At 68.7% G+C, this 19,149-nt stretch carries 22 protein-coding genes; 8 read left to right on the top strand and 14 right to left on the bottom strand.

Going from position 1 to position 19,149, the window contains the following annotated elements; genetic code table 11:
• Window positions 1–52: 52 nt before the first annotated feature.
• Window positions 53–571 (bottom strand): DUF2231 domain-containing protein, encoded by a 519-nt coding sequence (locus AB0M88_RS19925; RefSeq protein ID WP_364103860.1) that lies wholly within the window; start codon window positions 569–571, stop codon window positions 53–55.
• A 90-nt stretch (window positions 572–661) separates the two neighbouring features.
• Here AB0M88_RS19925 and AB0M88_RS19920 point away from each other — a divergent pair, with 90 nt between their 5' ends.
• The 3 genes from AB0M88_RS19920 to AB0M88_RS19910 are packed head-to-tail and all read left to right on the top strand — an operon-like array spanning window position 662 to window position 3,171.
• A complete protein-coding gene (locus AB0M88_RS19920; protein ID WP_364103857.1) occupies window positions 662–2,065 on the top strand; it encodes a ferric reductase-like transmembrane domain-containing protein in 1,404 nt (467 codons plus the stop codon).
• Window positions 2,066–2,081: 16 nt separating this feature from the next.
• Entirely contained in the window at window positions 2,082–2,543 is a 462-nt protein-coding gene (locus AB0M88_RS19915) for an FMN-binding protein (RefSeq protein WP_364103854.1), read from the top strand.
• Between the two features lie 46 nt (window positions 2,544–2,589).
• Complete coding sequence (locus AB0M88_RS19910; protein ID WP_364103851.1) at window positions 2,590–3,171, top strand: response regulator; 582 nt, start codon at window positions 2,590–2,592, stop codon at window positions 3,169–3,171.
• A gap of 110 nt (window positions 3,172–3,281) precedes the next feature.
• On the opposite strand, the gene AB0M88_RS19905 is transcribed toward AB0M88_RS19910, so the two are convergent.
• Together AB0M88_RS19905 and AB0M88_RS19900 are read right to left on the bottom strand one after the other, a co-directional pair.
• Window positions 3,282–3,722: a hypothetical protein gene (locus AB0M88_RS19905; protein WP_364103848.1), complete on the bottom strand. Its 441-nt coding sequence runs from the start codon at window positions 3,720–3,722 to the stop codon at window positions 3,282–3,284.
• Window positions 3,719–5,170 carry a phosphatase PAP2 family protein gene (locus AB0M88_RS19900; RefSeq protein ID WP_364103845.1) on the bottom strand — a complete coding sequence of 484 codons (1,452 nt, stop codon included), beginning with the start codon at window positions 5,168–5,170 and terminating at the stop codon, window positions 3,719–3,721. Before AB0M88_RS19900 ends, AB0M88_RS19905 begins: the two co-directional genes overlap by 4 nt.
• Before the next feature lie 36 nt (window positions 5,171–5,206).
• Between AB0M88_RS19900 and AB0M88_RS19895 the strand changes: the two genes are divergently transcribed.
• Window positions 5,207–6,034 (top strand): DUF1206 domain-containing protein, encoded by an 828-nt coding sequence (locus AB0M88_RS19895; RefSeq protein ID WP_364103843.1) that lies wholly within the window; start codon window positions 5,207–5,209, stop codon window positions 6,032–6,034.
• Window positions 6,031–6,201, top strand: a complete 171-nt coding sequence (locus AB0M88_RS19890; protein ID WP_364103840.1) for a hypothetical protein — start codon at window positions 6,031–6,033, stop codon at window positions 6,199–6,201. Before AB0M88_RS19895 ends, AB0M88_RS19890 begins: the two co-directional genes overlap by 4 nt.
• Before the next feature lie 102 nt (window positions 6,202–6,303).
• On the opposite strand, the gene AB0M88_RS19885 is transcribed toward AB0M88_RS19890, so the two are convergent.
• The gene (locus AB0M88_RS19885) at window positions 6,304–6,678 is read right to left on the bottom strand and encodes a hypothetical protein (RefSeq protein WP_364103837.1); all 375 of its coding nucleotides are present in this window, start codon (window positions 6,676–6,678) and stop codon (window positions 6,304–6,306) included.
• Window positions 6,679–6,809: 131 nt separating this feature from the next.
• Between AB0M88_RS19885 and AB0M88_RS19880 the strand changes: the two genes are divergently transcribed.
• Window positions 6,810–7,244 carry an ATP-binding protein gene (locus AB0M88_RS19880; protein WP_364103834.1) on the top strand — a complete coding sequence of 145 codons (435 nt, stop codon included), beginning with the start codon at window positions 6,810–6,812 and terminating at the stop codon, window positions 7,242–7,244.
• Between the two features lie 37 nt (window positions 7,245–7,281).
• Window positions 7,282–7,782, top strand: coding sequence for a hemerythrin domain-containing protein (locus AB0M88_RS19875; RefSeq protein WP_364103831.1), 501 nt, complete (start codon window positions 7,282–7,284; stop codon window positions 7,780–7,782).
• Between the two features lie 160 nt (window positions 7,783–7,942).
• Here the strand turns inward: AB0M88_RS19875 and AB0M88_RS19870 are convergent, their stop codons facing one another.
• Complete coding sequence (locus AB0M88_RS19870) at window positions 7,943–8,095, bottom strand: hypothetical protein (protein ID WP_364103828.1); 153 nt, start codon at window positions 8,093–8,095, stop codon at window positions 7,943–7,945.
• Window positions 8,096–8,428: 333 nt separating this feature from the next.
• Window positions 8,429–8,890 (bottom strand): phage tail protein, encoded by a 462-nt coding sequence (locus AB0M88_RS19865; protein ID WP_364103825.1) that lies wholly within the window; start codon window positions 8,888–8,890, stop codon window positions 8,429–8,431.
• A gap of 459 nt (window positions 8,891–9,349) precedes the next feature.
• Between AB0M88_RS19865 and AB0M88_RS19860 the strand changes: the two genes are divergently transcribed.
• Window positions 9,350–10,276, top strand: a complete 927-nt coding sequence (locus AB0M88_RS19860) for a general stress protein (protein WP_364103822.1) — start codon at window positions 9,350–9,352, stop codon at window positions 10,274–10,276.
• A 50-nt stretch (window positions 10,277–10,326) separates the two neighbouring features.
• On the opposite strand, the gene AB0M88_RS19855 is transcribed toward AB0M88_RS19860, so the two are convergent.
• The 8 genes from AB0M88_RS19855 to AB0M88_RS19820 form a co-directional block, all read right to left on the bottom strand.
• Entirely contained in the window at window positions 10,327–11,208 is an 882-nt protein-coding gene (locus AB0M88_RS19855) for a Gfo/Idh/MocA family oxidoreductase (RefSeq protein ID WP_364103819.1), read from the bottom strand.
• A gap of 195 nt (window positions 11,209–11,403) precedes the next feature.
• Window positions 11,404–12,033 (bottom strand): NADPH-dependent F420 reductase, encoded by a 630-nt coding sequence (locus tag AB0M88_RS19850; protein ID WP_364103816.1) that lies wholly within the window; start codon window positions 12,031–12,033, stop codon window positions 11,404–11,406.
• 429 nt (window positions 12,034–12,462) lie between these two features.
• Window positions 12,463–12,912, bottom strand: coding sequence for a DUF1931 family protein (locus AB0M88_RS19845; protein WP_364103813.1), 450 nt, complete (start codon window positions 12,910–12,912; stop codon window positions 12,463–12,465).
• Between the two features lie 173 nt (window positions 12,913–13,085).
• A complete protein-coding gene (locus AB0M88_RS19840; protein ID WP_364103810.1) occupies window positions 13,086–13,457 on the bottom strand; it encodes a hypothetical protein in 372 nt (123 codons plus the stop codon).
• 171 nt (window positions 13,458–13,628) lie between these two features.
• On the bottom strand, window positions 13,629–14,396 hold the full coding sequence (locus AB0M88_RS19835) for a cellulose-binding domain-containing protein (RefSeq protein WP_364103807.1): 768 nt from the start codon (window positions 14,394–14,396) through the stop codon (window positions 13,629–13,631).
• A gap of 55 nt (window positions 14,397–14,451) precedes the next feature.
• Window positions 14,452–16,650, bottom strand: coding sequence for a glycoside hydrolase family 2 TIM barrel-domain containing protein (locus AB0M88_RS19830; protein ID WP_364103804.1), 2,199 nt, complete (start codon window positions 16,648–16,650; stop codon window positions 14,452–14,454).
• A 13-nt stretch (window positions 16,651–16,663) separates the two neighbouring features.
• Window positions 16,664–18,001 (bottom strand): right-handed parallel beta-helix repeat-containing protein, encoded by a 1,338-nt coding sequence (locus AB0M88_RS19825; protein WP_364103801.1) that lies wholly within the window; start codon window positions 17,999–18,001, stop codon window positions 16,664–16,666.
• 24 nt (window positions 18,002–18,025) lie between these two features.
• A complete protein-coding gene (locus AB0M88_RS19820; protein ID WP_364103798.1) occupies window positions 18,026–19,072 on the bottom strand; it encodes a glycosyl hydrolase 53 family protein in 1,047 nt (348 codons plus the stop codon).
• Between the last annotated feature and the right edge of the window lie 77 nt (window positions 19,073–19,149).

The following is a 19,149-nucleotide window of genomic DNA, read 5'->3' as shown; positions in this document are numbered from 1 at the left end:
CAGACGATCACGAATCAGACCGCGAACCGCAGCCGGGTGATCGGGGAAAGGATCAGTCGTGGCCTTGGCCGCGTGGGGTCGTCTCCGTCGTGCTGAAGCTGCCGGTCCAGGCTGCCTTGGAACCGGAGTCCCCGATCCGGTAGATCCCGTAGACGCCGGCCGCGCCCGCGATCAGGGCCAGCACCGCGACGACGCCGGTCACCGCGGTCGAGAGCGGCGCCAGCCAAGTCCGCCGGCCGGAACCCGGCTGGGCTTCCCGCTCGCGCCACCAGACGATCAGGGCGAGCACGGCGATCGGAATCGCGTAGAAGATCGCGTTGTCCCCGAGCTCGGTGTGCTTGTGCAGCAGGTCGTTCTGCGGAACCCGCCGCTCGAGCCACTCCCCCGCGCTGGTCGTCAGCGGGACCAGCAGGACGACGAGAATCGACAGGATCGCGTTGGGCGCGGCGAGCCGGGCCCGGGCGGCCGGCCACAACGCGGTCAGCACGAGCAGCAAGGCGGCCAGCGGCAGCAGCACGACGATCGCGTGCACCAGCAGGATGTGCGCCGGTAGCCCGTTGACCGTGGTCATAGCGGTCCTTCCAGAACGTCGGCAAATGCCCCGAAAGGCTACGAAGCTGATTCTTCGAGTTCTCCCATTTCGCCGCCGCAGATTTGCCGCGTGAACGACACCAGCACCGCGGCGACCGGACGGGTCCGGTTCGCCGGATCGGGCCGCCGGCTCCCGGCGCCCTCGGCTCCGCGCCGGTGGTGGCGAGACGTCGCGGGCGCGCTGGCCCTGTTCAGCCTGCTCGTCGTGACGGCGCTGTGGACGGCGAACGGCGGGATCCGCAACCTGCAGGGCCTCGGTGAGCCGGCCACCACGCTGGGACGCCTGACCGGGCTCTGGGCATCCGATCTGCTACTCGTCCAGGTCCTGCTGATGGCCCGTATCCCGTGGGTGGAGCGGGCCTACGGACAGGACCTGCTGGCCCGCCGGCACCGGCTGGCCGGCTTCTGGTCGTTCTGGCTGATGCTCGCGCACGTGGTCCTGATCACCGTCGGCTACGCCGGGTCCGGAACCGGCGGGCTCCTCGGCACCGGTTGGAGCCTCGTCACCACCTATCCGGGGATGCTCCTCGCGACCGCCGGAACCGGTCTGCTGATCCTGGTCGTGATCCTCTCGGTGCGGGCCGCGCGGCGCCGCCTGCGCTACGAGTCGTGGCACCTGCTGCACCTGTACGCGTATCTGGGCGTCGGGCTCGCGCTGCCCCACCAGATCTGGACCGGCGCCGACTTCGTCGGGTCACCGCTGTCCCAGGCCTACTGGTGGGGCCTGTACGCCGCGACGCTCGGCGCGGTGCTCGCCTTCCGGATCGCTCTGCCGCTGTGGCGGTCGGCCTACCACCGGCTCCGGGTGGTGCAGGTCGTCGCCGAGGCGCCCGGAGTGGTCTCGGTCTACCTGAGCGGCCACCGCCTCGACCGGCTCCCGGTACGGGCCGGTCAGTTCTTCCTGTGGCGATTCCTGGACGGCCCGGGATGGACCCGCGCCAACCCGTACACCCTCTCGGCCGGACCGGCCCCGGACCTGTTGCGAATCACCGTGAAGGACCTCGGCGACGGCAGTCGCCGGGTCCGGTCCCTGAGGCCCGGCACCCGCGTGCTGATCGAGGGACCTTACGGCGCCCTGACCCCGGCGAAATGGAGCGGCCGCCCTCCCCTGCTGGTCGCGGCGGGCGTCGGGATCACGACCATGCGGGCTCTGCTGGACGAGTTCGGGACGGCCGATGCCGTGCTGCTCTACCGGATCCGTAACCGAGCCGACGCGGTCTTCCGGGCCGAGCTGGACGACCTCGCCCGGCGGCACGGCGTCCGGGTGATCTATCTGGAAGGCGGCCGCCCCCGGCACGGCTCGTGGTTGCCCGCCGGCTGGCACCCGGCCGCTCTGCACCAGCTCGTCCCGGACGTGGCGGGCCGGGAGGCGTACATCTGCGGGCCGCCGCCCTGGATGGCGGCCGTGCGCACCGATCTGCACGCCGCAGGCGTGCCCGACGACCTGATCCACTCCGAGGAGTTCGCATGGTGACCTCGCGGAGGCGCGGATGCGCCGCCTGACCCTCTGGATCGTCTCGACGATCGCCGCCGTGGTCCTGCTGCTCAGCTATCGCACCAGCCTGGGCGGGACACCACCGTCGCCGGTGACCGGCGCAGCGCCGGGCGTCGTACCGGAGAGCAGCGAGCCGCAGAGCAGCGGAGCCCCGAGCAGCGGGCCGCGCGCGGCCAAGGCCTTGACGGTCAACGGCACCGTGGCCGACACCCGCTGGGGACCGGTCCAGGTCCAGGTCAAAATCCAGAACCACAAAATCACCGACGTACGCGTGTTGCGCCGCCCCGACGGCAACGACCGGGACGACGAGATCAACGGCTACGCGCTCCCGCAGCTGCGCGCCGAGACGCTGCAGGCGCAGAGCGCGCACATCGACTCGGTCAGCGGCGCCACCGTGACCAGCGGCGGCTATCTGGAATCGCTGCAGGCCGCCTTGGACGCGGCGCACTTCGGATGACCCGTCCGGCTGTCAGAGTGGAGGGGAGGACGTGACTCCGACTCGGGTGCTGATCGACTACCGCGAGCTGGGTGACCTGATGCTGCGGCTGTTCGGCGGTGCGGGCTATACCGCCGAGCTGGCACGCGACGGCCAGGCCGGCCTGCACCGCGCCCTCACCCGCCGCTACGACCTATTGATCATCAACCGTGGCCTGCCGGCCATCGAGGGCCTCAACCTCCTCGGCCGTCTGCGCCGCAGCGGCAACAAAACCCCGGCGGTGATCCTGACCGCCCTCGGCACCGTCGCGGACCGGGTCGCCGGGCTCGACGGTGGTGCCGAGGACTATGTGCTTTCGTCGACGTCTTCGCCGTCCTTGCGTACGCGCCGATGCGGGGGTCTCAGCCGATTCCGGTCACCCGCAGCCAGATCCAGCTGCCCTCAGTCTTGGCTCGCGAGGACGGCATGCGCACGGGTAGCCGATGACAGTGCACTGCGGTCACGGCTGGGTCGGTGTGCCACACGCGATGCGCCGCAGTGGGCATGCAGATGCCACACTCGCGGCGGCCCAGCGACATACCAGGCGGCGCCGAGGTCGCCGGTGTATGCGGACAACCGCATGACCAGTCTCCGGACGGTGGCCACGTAGAACTCGTCGAAGTCGCGAGCTGTCTCGATCACTCCGCCACCTCCGTGTGCCGCTCCCTGCGATCGACACACGTCAACCGCATCGCGCGTTGCAGAGGCGTGCGCGAACGCTCAGTAGCCCCCGGTCCGGCGCAGATGGCGTGGACGCCCGTCGGGATCGGCTAACAGGCGCAACGACACGGGAGCCGTTCGCCGGGACCAGGTCGACAGCTTCGGAAGTCGATACTCGCGAAGCCTCCCGCGAGGTCGCGCTCCGATCCGGCCGCCGTCGTGCCAAGCCTGCAACGCGCGTGCCGACGCCGCCTGCGCGAAGACGCGCGACACCTCGCTGCCGGGTCCGTCCAGGCGCTCGTCCGGGTCGCCCCGCCAGTCGGTGAACATCAGCACGTCGCCGGACCGCATCCGCCCCACCGCGATGCACAGCTCGGCGAAGTAGGCGGCGCCGTCGATCAGCGGACACACCTCGTTACCGGTCGTCCACGGCCGCTGGGACAGCACGCTGTGCGGGTTGTCGCGTTCCTCGCCGGTCAGCAACCAGTCCTCGACGCTCATGCCTGTCCCACCTGCGTCAGCTGCTGCGAACGCCGCCGTGCGACCGGATGCGCTGCCTCTTGCGCATGCTCGTTCGGCCTTGTCGCATAGAGCGTGGTGGTCAACCACAGGGACGCGAGGACCAGGCTGCCGAACAGGATGTCGGTGGGGTGGTGCATCCCGCGGTACATCCGGGAGAGCGCGACCCAGAGCGGCATGGCCACGGCCAGTCCCACGAAGATCCATCGCCACCAGGCCTTGGTGCGTGCCATCACCAGGATCGCGATGGAGGCGTACAGCAGGGTTGTGGCGGCCACGTGCCCCGAGGGAAAGCTCGAGGTCGGCAGTTTGCCGTCGAGGTGCGGCACGTCCGGCCGGGCGCGGCCGACGATCGCCGAGGTGGCCAGGAAGACGAGCAGCTCACCGACCATGGTGACGATCAGGAAGACGATCGGCGCCAGGCGCCGGGTCACCGCGAGGGTCAGCAGTCCCGCCAGTACACCGACGAAAAGGATCATGTGGGTGTTGCCGGCGGTGCTTCCCCACTCGCTGATCCGGTTGAGCGCCGGGGTGCGATGCGCGGCGAACCAATGCGGGATGGTCGAGTCGCCGAGGATGTTGCCGTTGCCGTGGCGATAGTGCGCGAGCGGCAGGCCGATGGCGAGCAGCGCGCCGAGGGTCATCACCCAGCCGACCACGGCGATGGCGGCGGATCGCAGCAGATGCGCGGACCGGCGCCTGGACGGATCCTTTACCACCGGCGCGAGGTCGTCGGGCGCCTCCGGCTCGAGGCCCTCGCGCAGCGGCTCGGTGACCCGCTTGCCGGACATGTCGCGGCTCAGCTCGAACACGTAGGCGGTGAGGCCGAGCCAGACCGCCGCCAAGCACCAGGCGCCGAGCACGTCGGAGAGGAAGTGCACGCCGAGCGCCAGCCGGCTGAAGCCGATGAGCACGAGCAGCAGGCCCACGGCACCGACCACCGGTCGGCGGAACCGCACCGGGACGGCCGGCATGAAGACCAGCAGCAGAGCGCTGTAGATGACCGAGGAACTGAGCGCGTGGCCGCTCGGGAAGCTGTTGCCCCCGCCGACCGCGACGGGGTCGGCCACCGCGGGACGAAGCCGTCCGACGGCCAGCTTGAGCGAGTAGTCGAGCACCGGCGCGCCCAGGCTAGTGATCACCAGGTAGCCGGCCAGGCGGAACCGGCGTCGCACGGCGAGGACCAGGGCCGCTCCGCCGGTGATCCAGAACAGCACCCCGGTGCTTCCCATCCAGCTCAGCGCCCGCATCACCCGCACCCAGCCGGCGTGATTGGCGATCGCGCTGTTCAGGTCGGCCGCGATGCCACGGTCGACCGACGACAACGGCACCCATTGCAGGCGCACCGAGATCATCAGTGCGACGAAGATGAACGCACCGCCCGCGAAAGTTAGTACGCGCCACTCTGTGCGCCGCCTGAGAAGCTCCATGTTTCGGGAAATGCCCAATCCGGGGATCAGGAACACATGACAGCGGTGAATACAGCACGGGGCACGGCTCGCAGGGCCGCCCGCAATCCGGCGCTCGTCGGTCTCACCCGTGTGGGCTTCATCGGATACGGCCTCGTGCACCTCGCGTTGGGATCACTCGCGATCCAGATCGCCCTCGGGCACTCCGGTCAGGAGGGCGACCAGTCCGGTGCCTTCCACGTACTTGCCGGCCAGCCGTTCGGCAAGCTCCTGCTGATCGTCGTCGTGGTGGGCCTCACGGCCATGGCGATCTGGCAACTGCTGCTGGCCGCCGTGGGACACGTGGACAAACACGGCAAGGCCCGCACGTTCGAGCGGATCGCCTCGGGTGCGCGGGTGGTCGTTTATGCGGTGCTCGCCTGGACCGCGTACAAGGTACTGAAAGGTACCGCCGCATCGAGCGCCCGGCAGCAGCGGGACGTCACGAGCGGGGCGATGGCGCACACCGGTGGCGTCTGGCTGATCGGGATCGTCGGCGTGGGCGTGGTGGCTTTGGGTATCGGGCTCATCTGGTACGGCGCGAAGCATCAGTTCGAGCGCAAGCTGAGGACCGGGCAGATGAGCCGGAAGGCCAAGCGCGTCGCGCGGTGGCTCGGGACGGCCGGATACGTGGCGAAGGGGGTCGCGTTCGGCATCGTGGGAGTGCTGCTGACCGATGCGGCCGTCACCCACGAGCCGGGTGCGTCGACCGGTCTGGACGCGGCGTTGCGGGTGTTGGCCGCGCAGCCGTTCGGTGAGCTTCTGCTGATTGTGGCGGGAGTCGGCGTGATCGCGTTCGGGGTGTACTGCTTCTTCCAGGCGCGGTATCGGAAGGTCGGCTCATGACCGCTTCCGCGCCCAGGCCGCGGGGTCACGAGGCACAGGCATTTCAGGGCGGCATGTTCGATCGGGAAATGTCCACTGCCCTGGACTGCACGCCGGAGCTGTGCCCGGCGATCGGCGTTGACCAGTTTCAGGGCTCGTCGATTCAAGGGCGGTTCGACCGGAGTTGACAGTCACGTGCCGCCGCAAAATGTCGTAGGTGGACGGCATCGGCAGACGGGCCATCAGGCCGGTGAACTCCGCGGGCGGGGGCGTGAGGCCCAGCCACGCGATCACCGCGCCGACCCGAACCCCCAGCGGTGACGTCTCGCTCGACCATAGCGTCTCCGACCACGCCAGCGCCTCAACGGCCCGATCCCGTGAAGAGCCACGGCCACCGCGTACGCCGCACAGCCGCGCACCCGAGGATCGTCGTCCGCCAGCAGATCGGTCAGCAGCTCGGCGTCTCGCCGGATCATCATGCGGACCGCCTCGAGCGCCCAGTTCTCCAGGTATCCCCACGCGTCGAACGAGAAGTCCACCGGCGTAACCCGCAGCAGTCCCCGACGGCTTCGGTCGCGGTAAATCCCAGGGCGGCCGAGGTCCCCGACGAGTTCGAGGGCCTCGGCCCACAGCGCCTCGGTCTTGTCGACGGCGATCCGGAGCAAAGTCGGGACGACGTAGGCGTACGCCAGTTGATCTGCTGGAAGGCCTTGTTCTTCAGGCCCGGCCGGAATACTCCCCTCCGGTCTGGCCGCCAATTTGCTTAAGAATCGGTACGCAGGGTAACGACATCGCCGTGCCCGCACTGAGTACCTCTCGTCCCCCGGCGCCGAGCACCGAGATCGCGCAGTGGGTGCTGGACAGCTTCGCCGAGCTGCGGTCGCTGCGAGCCTCGTTGCACAGGGCGCTCACCGGCGAACCGTTGCCCGCCGGCGGTGTCCTCGACGAAATTCCGGAGAAGGTCGCGATAGTCGCCACCGAACTCGCCACGAACGCTCTCGCCCACGCGCGGCCGCCCACCGTCGTACGGCTCAGCCGAACCGACGAAGCCTTCATCCTCGACGTCGCCGACGAGGAACCGGCCGCCCACCCCGAATTCGCCCAAGACCGGCCGCCGGGCGCCGGCGGTCTCGGCCTGCAACTGGCCGCCGATCTCGCCCTCGAGATCGGCTGGTACGCCAACGGCAACGTCAAACACATATGGGCCCAGTTCCCCATCCCCCACGCCTGACCATCGAAAGATCCACTCACCAGCGAAGAGGACAACCATGTCGACCGACGCCATCGTGCTCCTGAAGAACGACCACAAGGAAATGCGAAAGCTCTTCCGCCAATTCCAGAGCGCGGGCGAGAACGCCGCCGCGCGCAAGGGCGCCATCGTCAAGGACATCATCGAGGCGCTGACGGTCCACACCTACATCGAGAACGAAGTCATGTATCCCGAGGTCCGCAAACTCCTGCCCGACCTCGAAGACGACGTCCTCGAATCCTACGAGGAACACCACGTGGCCGACATCCTCTGCGCGGAACTACACGGCATGAAACCCGACGACGAACGCTTCGACGCCAAGACCACGGTCCTCATCGAAAACGTGACCCACCACGTCGAAGAGGAGGAGCAGGACTGGTTCCCGAAGGTACGTGACGGCCTGACCCGTACGCAGCTGCAGGACATCGGCGCCCGGATGATCGAGCTGCGGGCCAAAGCTCCACGCACGCCGGCCCAGCCGTCCGCTCTGAAGAAGGCCATCGACGCCGTCACCGCCTGACCGGCAAGACGGATCGCTCGGGGAGGCGCCGGGGCGGGCGAGGAACTGCCGACCGCGGATTCAGCCCCGCGCGCAGACCGGCGACTCCAGGGACGAGCTTGAGCGGAGGACGCGCCCGGCGGCGTCGCTGCGGGTGAAGGACCCGCAGCGACGCACGGCATTACAACGAGGAGGGCGGGTTCAGGGCGGACTTGGGGATGCCGGAGTCGGGGACGCCCCACTTGGCCAGGATCTTGGCGTAGTCGCCGGTGGTGATCAGTTTGTTGACGGCGTCGCGGAGGGCGGGGGCGATCGGCGAATTCTTGGCGGTCACGAAGCCGACCGGGGTCGAGCTGAACTGGCTTAGAAACTTCGTGTCGGGGATGTGGGCCGCGTCGCATTTGAGGCTGAGGGCGGGTCCGAAGTAGACGCCGATTTTGCCGTTGGCGAGACCGAGCCAGATCGGGGCGGTGTCGGCAAGTACTGGACGGAGTACGGCCGTTTGCCGGCGGCGGCGCTACGACCACAGCGGCATACGCCTCGACCGCTCCCCGGCTATGCCCTCGCCCGCGAGCCCGCCCTCTGTCGACGAACTAGTCCGGCGTGAACGGTCCCGCCACAGATCCGGTGGCGGGACCTACGCCGATACCCGCACTGCCGAATCCGATCAGTGCTCGTTCCTGATGACGAAGAATGAGCCCCGGATCGTCCCAGCCAGCTTCGACTTCTGACGGGCGAACTTGAACGCCCCCAGTTCCTCCGGCACCTCCATGCCGTCGGACAGCTTGAAGCCGACCGCCCGTTTCCCGCCGTCGTCGAGCGTGTAGAGGACGTTGATCGACAGGCCGCTCTGGTAGAAGACGTAGGCCCACCGGACGCCGTCGACCTGGAACTCGGTCGCCTCGAGCGGCGGCGAGGAGATGACCATGCCGCGCTCCTTCTTGAGGACGCCGCTCACCCAATCGACGGTCGCCCGGGCTTCCTCGGCGGGCGAGGTCGTGAACACGTGGTCGTACTTGTTCTTGAAGTAACGGGCCTCGTTCGCCCGCAGCCCGGCCAGCGCCTCGGAGGCCGGCGACGACTCCAGCCCGGCGGTCGACACGGTCTCGAAGTCCACGACATAGGTCATGACCAGTTCCCCTCAGCTCTGTCAACGTGTACGTCTTCTCTGACGGGCCCGGCCCGCCAACTGTGACGAGGCCGGTCAGCGGCAGGTTGTGGCGTTCTTTACCGGCTCCCTCGTCATCCAGGTCACGGTGGGCGCCGTCGCCGGCGCTGGCCGCGCCGGCGGTCGCCGCGATCGTGGTGGCGTGAGGCGTGGCTCAGTATCCGTACCCGCTGGCCGTTGGCCGGTCGTGGTGCCCCGGCCGTCGCGCACGCCGTGCGTGCGGCCACATGAAACGCCCGGATCGCCTTGTCCGGGTGAGCCGGTCTCACCCGGACGGGAGCGATCGTTCGGGGGTGGCAGTGCAGGGTCCCACTGCTTCCGCGGGTGGGCGTCGCGCTCGCGGGCCGGTGGTGCCGGTTGCCGGAATGTGATGCAGCGCAACGTCATCCGCAACCCCGTGACACGCAAGGGAGCTAAGTCATGACCGACACCCTCGACGTTGGCCGGGGATCCGCACCGGGAAACGGCGGCCTCGCCCCGATCGGCACCGACGCGCCGGCCGTCGATGGCACCCCGGTCCTGGAGTACCAGCAAGCTGTCATCGCCGTCTTCGCTGACTTCGACACGGCGCAACGGGCGGTGGAGCGGCTCATCGAGGCCGGCCTGCGCCCGGACCAGATCTCCGTGGTCGGCCGGGACCTGCAGAGCGAACTGCGGTTCAACGGGTACGTGACAACGGGCGACATCGCGGGACCGAGTGCGGCCACCGGAGCCTGGGTCGGTGGTCTGTTCGGACTGCTGGCGGGCAGTGCGCTGTTGTTCGTGCCGGGCGCCGGGCCGCTCTTCGTGCTCGGCCCGCTCGCCGCGGCGGCGGCCGGCGCCGGCCAGCGTGCTCTGCTCGGCGGCGTCGTCGGCGCGGTCCTCGGCCACTTCGTGGCGCAACGGCATCTGCCGAGGTACGAGCGCCTGGTCCGGGACGGCAGCTACCTGGTGGTTGTGCACGGCACCGACGAGGAAGTCGATCAGGCTCGGCAGGCCTTGGCAGCGGCCGGTAGCACCGAGGTGCAGCGGCACGACGAATACCGCGGCGACCGCCTCGGACCGATCTCCCAGGTGCTGGGGGGTATGGCCGTCTGCGATGCCATCGACCGCGCGATCGGCATGGTGACGGTGGTGAAGCTCGGCGACCCCGGGGCGGTGACCGGCCGATGTCAGGCCATCCCGGACGATGAGCCACACGTTGCCGGCGAGCTGCGCGATCGCCTATGCCGGGTCGGTTTCATCAAGATCGACCGGAAGGGTCTGCTTCGGGCCAATGTCTATGCGGCGGCAGATGACATCGCCGGGGTGCACGATTCGACGGTGTTCCTGGCGGTCGACGACAAGCGCCTCCTTCCGGAGGCCTGACGAGAGCTGGCGGTGGTGCTTCGTCCACGAGGCGTACGTCTGACATACAGTCAGGCGCCGAACACGACGCCGGTTTCGGCGGACTCGATCACCCGCTGCAGATGCAGGCCGTGCTCGACGTCCAGAGCCGGAGCCGTCTGTTGTTCCACGGCGGCGGCGAACTCGGCGTACATGGTGCGATAGGCGGCCGGCCCGACGACGTCGATACAGTCGAGCGCCGCCGCGCCGCCCGGGCCGAAGATCTCGACGTCGGCGCGGAAGATGTCGCGCGGCACGGTCGCCGACATGGACGCCTCACTGTAATGACCGCCGAGGTGATCGAGCATGAGGCCGATCCAGCCGTGCTGGTTACCGTGCGCCTGTACGTCGGCGATCGGGCCGAGCGTGGCCTCCAGCAGATCGAGAAGATCTACCCCGTGGTCGCGAAGCACGCCCCGCTCGATCCGCCAGGTGGCCGCGAGGTCGTCGTCCAGGTGATCGTCGGAGAGCACACGCCCCCGGCCGCTCACCGGCCGCACCCGCTTCAGTTCGGTGTGCAGGAAGCGCCTTACCTCGGCGGCGTAGCGCCAGGCGAGACCCATCTGCGAGACGACGTTCTTCTCCCGTACTGTTTTGGCCAGTTCCTCCGCCCCCGCGAGGTCGCCGGCCATCGGCCGCTCCAGCAGGACGCTGCGGCCGCGCCGGACTGCCGTCGCGGCCAGGTCAGGTTGCGCCGCGGGCGGCACCGCGAACGCCACGGCGTCGCAGTTCTCCAACAGGTAGCCGAACTCCCCGAACGCGGGGACACCGTACCGGCCGGCGAGCGCCCGCGCCGGCCCGGGACTCAGGGCCCAGATGCCGGCAAAGCGGATGTCCGGGGCCGTGGACAACGCCGGGGCGTGTACTCGTACTGCTCGGCGGCCCGCACCGGCGAGCCCCATGGTGATCGTCACGATTCTTCTCCCTACGGCCGATAGGAGTTCCAGCGTCACTGCCCTCGAGATGAGGCGGGCTCACCCTGGGCGGGGGAGTTCGCCCTCAGGACACGTACGGCGAGCTTGCGGTCCGCCGCGACGTGCTGGCCGGCACGACCGTGCTGGCGTCGCGGACACACCGCCGGCGGGGTGATGCTGTGCCTCAGGGCGTCGTCAGTCCACCGGACCGAGAAGTTTCCACCCTGACCGCCACGGCCAGCCGCCGCGGGCGTTCAAACTGATGTTGAGGAAGGCCATCAGTTCCAGCGCGCGTGCGGTCAGCAGCTCACCGGTATCGACCGGCCGGAAACCCATGTCCGCCAGGAGATCCGCGACGACCTGCTTGGCCTGTGCGTCGTCACCGGCGTAGAAGCCGTCGAGCGGGATGCCGTCGATCGCCGGATCGTTGAGACGGCTCGCGAAAACCGTGTTGAAGGCCTTGACCACCCGGGCGCCGGGCGCCAAGAGGACCACCGCCTCCGCCAGCGACGCGGAGGCCCGCAGGACGGTCTCGGCGTCCTCGTCTGCCGGGTTGGTGGGATCCACAACGATGGTGCCGTCGAGGAACTCCGCGGTCTCGTCCAGCACCGACGCCACCGCCTTCGCGGGGACCGCCAGCACCACCATCTCGGCGTTCTCGGCCACCGCCCGGTTGGAGGACGCGGCGGAGACGCCCAGTTCCTCGGCGATCTTCTCGGCGAGCGAGGCGCGGCGGGAGCTCACCACGACCGTGTGTCCGGCCGTGCGGAAGGCGCGTGCCAGCGCGCTGCCGACATTGCCCACTCCGATGATGGCGATTCTCATGTCCGGGACTCCGTCGCTGGATAGACCGGGTTGAACACGTCCTCCGGCTGCCCTTCGCCCAGCGCCGGTAGACGTACCGGATGAGATCCGCGCCGGGCCGTTGACCGCCGGCATCGGCGCCGACCACGACGTGCCGGGTGCTCGGTTCGGCGTCCTCGACGCGCGCGCAGAAGGTGACCGGATAGGACCGGGTGCGTTCGGGGGTGAAGCGCCGGCGGGCGTACCGGCCGGGAGACGCCGGCACGATTTCCACAATCCTCTTCACGCCGGCACTTCCTCTCGTTCAGGCGACCGGGCGCCTTACACGCTCCGCGGCCGCGGGTGAGCGTCCCTCCCCCGGCCGGGATGAGACGTCCTTCGACGATGCCGGCAAGGCCGCCGGAAGGGGACGGGTCCGGCCGCGTCCGCGACGCGGAGGAGAACATGTGATCACATCAGCTCATCGAAGATCCGCATGGCGCGTTCCCAGTGCTGGCTCTGCGGGTTCTTCACCTCGGGGTCGACGGTCCTGATAATCTTGGCCAAAGCCGAGCCCAGGCCCCCGACAACCTCGGGCAGCCGCGCCTCGGTCTCCTGGCTCGGCAGCCGGTCGAGCGGCGGGTACGTCGCCAGCCGGTCCAGGATCGGCTTCAGTTCGATGTCGTCGTCCATCTTCCGAAACTTGTGGATGTTCTCCTGAAAACCTTTGGTGATGGGCAAGTCGTACGGCTCGATCACATCGCGGAGATTGGCCGACGCGGTGGCCTGCGCCATCACGAGTAGGTCGTAGAGCTTGTGCTCCACGAACTCCGAGAAGCGTTTGAGGTCGTCCTTGTCGACGTCCAGTTCGGCGGCGAGCCGGAAGAAGCGTTCGAACCTGGCGACTCCGAAGACGGGCATACCGGTGGTCCCTTCTCAGCGTCCGGTGCCGTACCGCGACGGCCGGGACGGGGATCGGCGAGGCGACACGGTCCAGCCAGCCGGCCCGCCATCTCAGGACTACCGCGCCCAGCCTTCCGCGTCGATTGGCATCATTGCCAATGCCGCCGTCCGGAACCGAAGCGCCGCGGTCACTACACATCGTCGCCGAGCCCGTCGATGAGCAACGTGAGACCGATGCCCAGCAACCAAACGTCCTTTGCGAGGGTCATGCCCTGCTGGGTCGGACGCAAGCTCCCCTCCTCGCGCATTTCGGGGACGCGGAAGTACAGACCGAGCAGTCCAGCCGAGAAAGCCGTGAGAGCGGCACCGGCAACTACGGCGGGTACGACCGGAAGGAGCAGCGCGGTTCCCAACGCCAGTTCTCCGGCGCAGACCAGACGGGCGAATCGCCGCGGGGGGACCGAACGAACGAACGGGTAGGCCACGGCCGCCATGCCGTGCAGACCCGCCGCGGTGTCGTCGTCCACCTGCCGCTTGGACAGGCCCGAGTTGACGATGAACATCCCGGTGGTGAGACGCCCCGGCAGGTGCCGAAGCCGCACGCGTTGTGACATCTGCTTTCTCCTCGCCTCAACCTCTATCGCAACAGCTTTCTCACCCCACGTCGATTGGCAGAACTGCCCAGCTGAGGAACTGACCCGCCCGGCCCGCGGGTCGGGCGGAGTCGGATGGTGTCAGACGCGGCAGGCGTCGCCGTTGAGGGTGAACGCCTGGGGTGGTGGGTTGGCGCCCGACCATGTGCCGGTGAGTCCGAAGGTGACCGACGCGCCGGGAGCGATGGTGGCGTCGTAGTTCTCGGCGCTGGCGTTGACCGTGCCTGACGTCTGGGTGACGGTCGCATTCCAGGCGGAGGTGACCCGCTGCCCGGAACTGTAGGTGAAGGTCAGCGTCCAACCGGTGATGGCCTGGTCGGCGGTGTTCGTGATGGTGGCTTGGGCGACGAAGCCGTGGTTCCACTGGGCGGTGACGCGGTAGGTCACCGCGCAGGCGGGAGCCGCCGCCGTGATCGGGAGATCCGCGGTGGCCGTGTCGAGTAGCGTGCCGGCGGGGTCGGTGACCCGGACGGTCACCTCCAGCGCGGTTGCCGTGCAGCCGGAGAACACCGTGTAGCCGGTGCTGCCGCTCCAGGTGCCGCTGCTGACGAGCGTGACCTGCCGCGGGGGCAGCGGGTCGATGACCGGGCATCCGGCCGGGATTCCGCTGGTCGTGCCGAGGAACCGTGCGGTCGTCATGACCGAGAAGGTCTGCGGTTGTGAGGTGCAGTTCTGCACGACCGTCGTGACTGTGCTGCTTTGCCCGGGTGTCACTTGGGGCGGGTCGAAGGTCAACGAGCCGATCTGGATTGTGCCGGCGCAGGCGGCGGCCTGCACGACCGCTGGTGCCGCGAGCGCCGCGGCGAACCCGGAGAATGCCGCGAGGGCGACGGCGATGAGTTTTCGCATGCCTTACACCAGACGCTACGCAGAGATAGAGGTCAATGGGTATCCGCCCGGCCGGCTAATCGCAACTGCCGGTGCAGGCGACGAACGGGCTGGTGGTTCCGGTCAGCGTGGCCAGGCCGGCGGTCAGGCCGGCCGAGCTGGCAGTGACTGTGACGGTGCCGGGGCCGGTCGCGCGGACCAGGGCGTACGCGATGCCCTGATAGGCCTTGCGGGTGTTGCCGCGGAAGGATTCCTCGGTCGGGCTGCCGCTGTCGACCGCGACGATGACGCCCGGTCCGGTGATGCCGAAGACGACCGGTGCCGACGAGCCGGTCACCACCCGGCCCGACGAGTCGGTAACGGTGGCCTTCACGTACGAAACGTCGTTGACGTCGGTCGACACGGTTGTGTGGTCGGCGGCGGCCACGACCTTGCTCGCGGTGGTACCGGTGGCCGGCGGTGTCGTGGTGGATGCGCCCCAGACCTTCTGCCACGAGTAGCCGATCGGTCGTACCGTGCCGACCGCGTCCATCAGGCCGCTCGTGCCCTGCACGGTGGGCCACAACCCGTCGGCCTCGCCGAGGTAGTCGGCGCCGGTCCAGAGGAACTCGCCGGTGACGCCGGGATTGCCGGTGACCGTGGCCCACGACGACGTGGCAGTGCCCATCTCGGTGAACAGTCCCGCTCGGGCCGGCGACATGCCCATCGCCTGGATGACCTCGTCGGAGCGGTAGTTGCCGCCGAAGACGTCCACAGTGGTGCGTGTGGCGCCGGTGACGTCGCCGCTGTCACTGGGCCGGAACAGCGCCTGGGTGACCGGGCGGCCCGGGTCGAGCGCGTGCGAGATCGACACCATCCGGGCCAGCAGCGGGGTGCGCGTCGCCAGGGAGTCGCGGATCTCGTTGCCGGTGCTCCACATCGCCACGCTGGGATGGTTGCGGTCCCGCATGACGATGCTGGTCGCGTCGACCTGGTACCACGGCACCGAGCCGCTCGCGCCCGGCACGGCCGGGGTTCCGGTGGGTGCCGGCGCCGCCTTGCCGAAGTACGCGGCGTAGTCGCCGACGTCCGCATATTTGTGCTGGATCCAGACGTCGAAGAACTCGTCCAGCACAAAGAAGCCCATCCGGTCGGCGAGGTCGAGGAAGGCCGGGCTGGGCGGGTCGTGGGCCGTCCGGATGGCGTTCACCCCGAGGGCCTTGAGCTCGGCGAGCCGCCGCTGCATGGCCCGCTGCGGCGCGGCCAGGCCGAGCCCGTGGTAGTCCTGGTGCAGCGCGACGCCCTGGAACTTGACGGCCTTGCCGTTCAGCAGCATCCCGGCCGACGGGCTGAACGTGAGACTGCGGATGCCGACCGACGTGACGTCGTCGTCCACTGTGGTGCCACCGACCTGGACGCTGGTGGTCAACGCGTACAGGTTGGGGGTTTTGAGGTCCCAGAGCTTGGGGTTTCCGACCGGGACGTCGTACGCGAAGGTGGCCGACCCCCCGGCGGCGATGGTCTTCGCCGCCGTGGTGACCGCGGGAAGCGCCGTGCCGGCCGGATCGCTGAGCACGCCCTGCACGCTGACACTTGCCGCCGCGCTGCCGCCGTTGACGACCGTGGTCTGCGCGTGGACGGTGGCGGCCGACGTGCTGACCTGCGGCGTGGTGACGTAGGTGGCCCACTGGTCGACGTGCACCGGGTCGGTCGCGAGGAGACGGACGTCGCGGTAGATGCCCGCGCCGGCGTAGAACCGCTCGGCCGGTTGCTGGGTGGTGTCGGTCTTCACGGCGATGACGTTGTCGGCGCCGCCGAACTTCGCGGCTGCCGTGATGTCGTAGCGGAAGCTGGTGTAGCCGTACGGGTGGGTGCCGATCAGCGTGCCGTTGACGTACACGGCGGCGTTGGCCATCACACCGTCGAACTCCACGAACACCTTGCGGGTGCTGGCGACCGTAAGCGAGAAGTGTTTGCGGTACCAGCCGATGCCGGAGGGCAGGTAGCCGCCGCGGCCGGTGCTGGGCGCAGTCGAGGAGAACGGATCGGCCGGCGGGTTGGGGCCCTCGATGCTCCAGTCGTGCGGCACATCGACATGCCGCCACGCGGTGTCCACATAGGTGGGTGCCTGTGCGCCCGAAGCGTCGCCGTAGTGGAACAGCCAGCCCTGGTCGAACGGGATGACGGAGCGGGTCCGCGCGGCCGCCGCCGCATGAGCGACCGGGACGGTGGTGCCCGCGATCGCGGCGGCCAGGGCCACCAGCCCGCCCAGAATCCGGCGCCTCGTCGTGGTCATGTGAACCGCCATGTCACTTGGAGGTCTCGAAGGCGCCGAGATCCGGCGCGCTGCCGCTGTACGGCAGGCCGACGTTCACGCCCTTGTCGATCAGCGTGCTCGTGGCGGCCAGGCGCAGATAGGGCAGGACGGGCAGGCTGCCGTCGGACTGCCGGGGCGCGTCCCACCCGGAGGTCGAGACACTCTGGAACTGCGAGTCGGAAACGGTGACGCCGATATTCCACGAGTTGTACGAGGCACTCGTCCCGCTCATGTTCGACGTCAGGGTCCCGCCGTACGCGATGTTGTTCCGCAGATTGCCGAGACCGACCGCGGCACCGCTGGAGTTCACGCCCAGCATGTTGTAGTCGGGGTGGTTGTTGTAGCTGGTGTTGTCGAAGTAGTCGTTGGCCAGCGTGTGATGGTTGGCGTAGAAGCCGGACGCCCGGTTGTTGAACGCCACCGAGAAGCGGATGGTGTGCTTCACGCCGTTCGACACGTAGCCGCCGCCGTAGCCGCCCATCTTGAACCCGTTGCCGTTGCCGGACGCCGTGTTGGTGCCGGGCAGGTAGCCGTTGTGCCACGTCCACGAATTCTCGATGAGCACCGACGAGAACGCGTTGATCAGGTCGAAGCCGTCGTCGGAGTTGTTCCAGGCCCGGTCGCCGCGGAACACGTTGCCGGGGTGATTCGCCGAGATGTGCGCGCCGAACCCGTCGGCGCTCTCACCGGCTCCGTTGGAAGTCAGCGGGTCGTAGTTGTCGTGCGAATCGGAGTTGAGCACGAGGTTGCCGCCGCCGTTCTGGATGAACAGCCCGGGACCCATGTTATTGTGCGCGTTGATCTGCTCGAAGGTGTTGTTGCTGCCGGTGACCCAGATGCCCCACGACTCGTGGTTCTTGTTGTTGTTCTGCCGTACGCCGGTGACTTCCAACCCCTTGAGGTGGACATAGCTCCCGGTCACGTCGATGCCTTTGATCCGGCAGTCGACACCGGTCATGCCGGAGAAGTCGAACAACGGCCGCTCGCCCGGGTAGGCCCAGTAGCGGATCGGGCTGCCGGAACTGCCGCTCTTGTTCAGGGTGATCGCGTCGACCTGGGCGGTCTCGCTCGCGCAGGTGCTGGTGGCGCGGGTGAAGGCGTAGGTGCCACCGCGGACGTAGACGGTGTCGCCCGCCTGCGCGACCGACTGTGCGTGCGCGATTGAGGCCCACGGCGCGGCCTGCGTACCGGCGGCGCCGTCGTTGCCGTTCGGGGCGACGTAATAGACGGTGGCGGACGCCGCGCTGCTGACCGCCGCCGTGCCGGCGACGATGACGACCGGGCTCACGAGGACCGCGGAAACCAAGAGGGTACGGGTGAAGCGCTTCATTGTTGACTCCCGGTCAGTGCGGGCCTATAGGAAGCCGTTCATGATGGCCGTCGGCTGGCGGCTCGCGGAGTCCCAGGCGACCATGTTGTAGCCGGTGAAGGGCGAGTAGCCTTCCGGCTCCCAGTAGAAGATGCCCTGCCCGCCGGCGCTCTTGAGCGCCTTGATGTAGGCGACCAGCGCCGCCTCGGTGGAGGAGACCTTGTTCACCGGGCCGCCGAATTCGCTCTGCAGGAAGGGTTTGCCGTACTGCGCGGAGATCTTCTGCATGTTCGCGACGATGCCGGCGGCCACGCTCGCGCTGCCGTAGGAGGAGAACACCGACATGTCCCACTGCCCGCCGTTGCCGTGGTAGGCGTTGTAGAACGTCGTCATCGAGTCGTACTTCTGCGGCTGGGCCAGGTGAATGCACACCGTCGTGCCGGGCGAGACCTGCTTGACCTGGTTGTACGCGGCGTTCAGCAGCCCGGTCATCTGCGCACCCTTGGAAACGCTGCCGACCGGGTGGCAGATCCCGCCGTTGATCTCGTTGCCGATCTGCACCCAGGTGGGCAGCACGCCGTTGTTCTTCATGACCGTCATGCTCTGGTTGACGTAGCTGTTCATCGCCGAGAGCATCTGGCTGTAGCTCATGTTCGCCCACGCCGCGGGCGGATTCTGCACGCCGACGGAGTTCCAGGTGTCGCCGAACATGTAGTCCAACATGATCGACATCCCGGCCGCCTTGACCCGCTTGGCGAACGCCGCGACCTCGTTGATGCCGCAATGGCCGTCTGTCGGGCTGCTGGACGGGCTCACGAACGTCCGCAACCGGATCGCGCCGATGCCGTAGCCCCGGAGGATGGTCAGCAGGTCCTGGGTCTGCCCGCTGGAATTCTTCCAGGAGTAGCCGGCCGCCTCCATCTGCGGCGCCCAGCTGACGTCGGCCCCGTTGACGAAGCCGGCCGCCTCGGCCTCGGGGCCCACCTCGGCGAGGGCCGCCGAAGCGGCCACCAGGCCGGCGGTCGCGGCCGACGCTTTCAACACGGTCCGCCGGCTGAATCCGCCGCGAGCGTGCGGCCCTGGTTCGGACATGGCGCTTCCTTTCCGATCATCGTCGGCAGCGGATTGGGAGCGCTCCCACTTCAGTGGCTAGAGATATTTAAGCCCAG

Origin of the sequence: Actinoplanes sp. NPDC051411 (genome assembly GCF_040682075.1) — a bacterium.
Lineage (GTDB): Bacteria > Actinomycetota > Actinomycetes > Mycobacteriales > Micromonosporaceae > Actinoplanes.
Note: the sequence above shows the minus strand (reverse complement) of the source record. Positions and strands in the feature narration are given on the sequence as shown.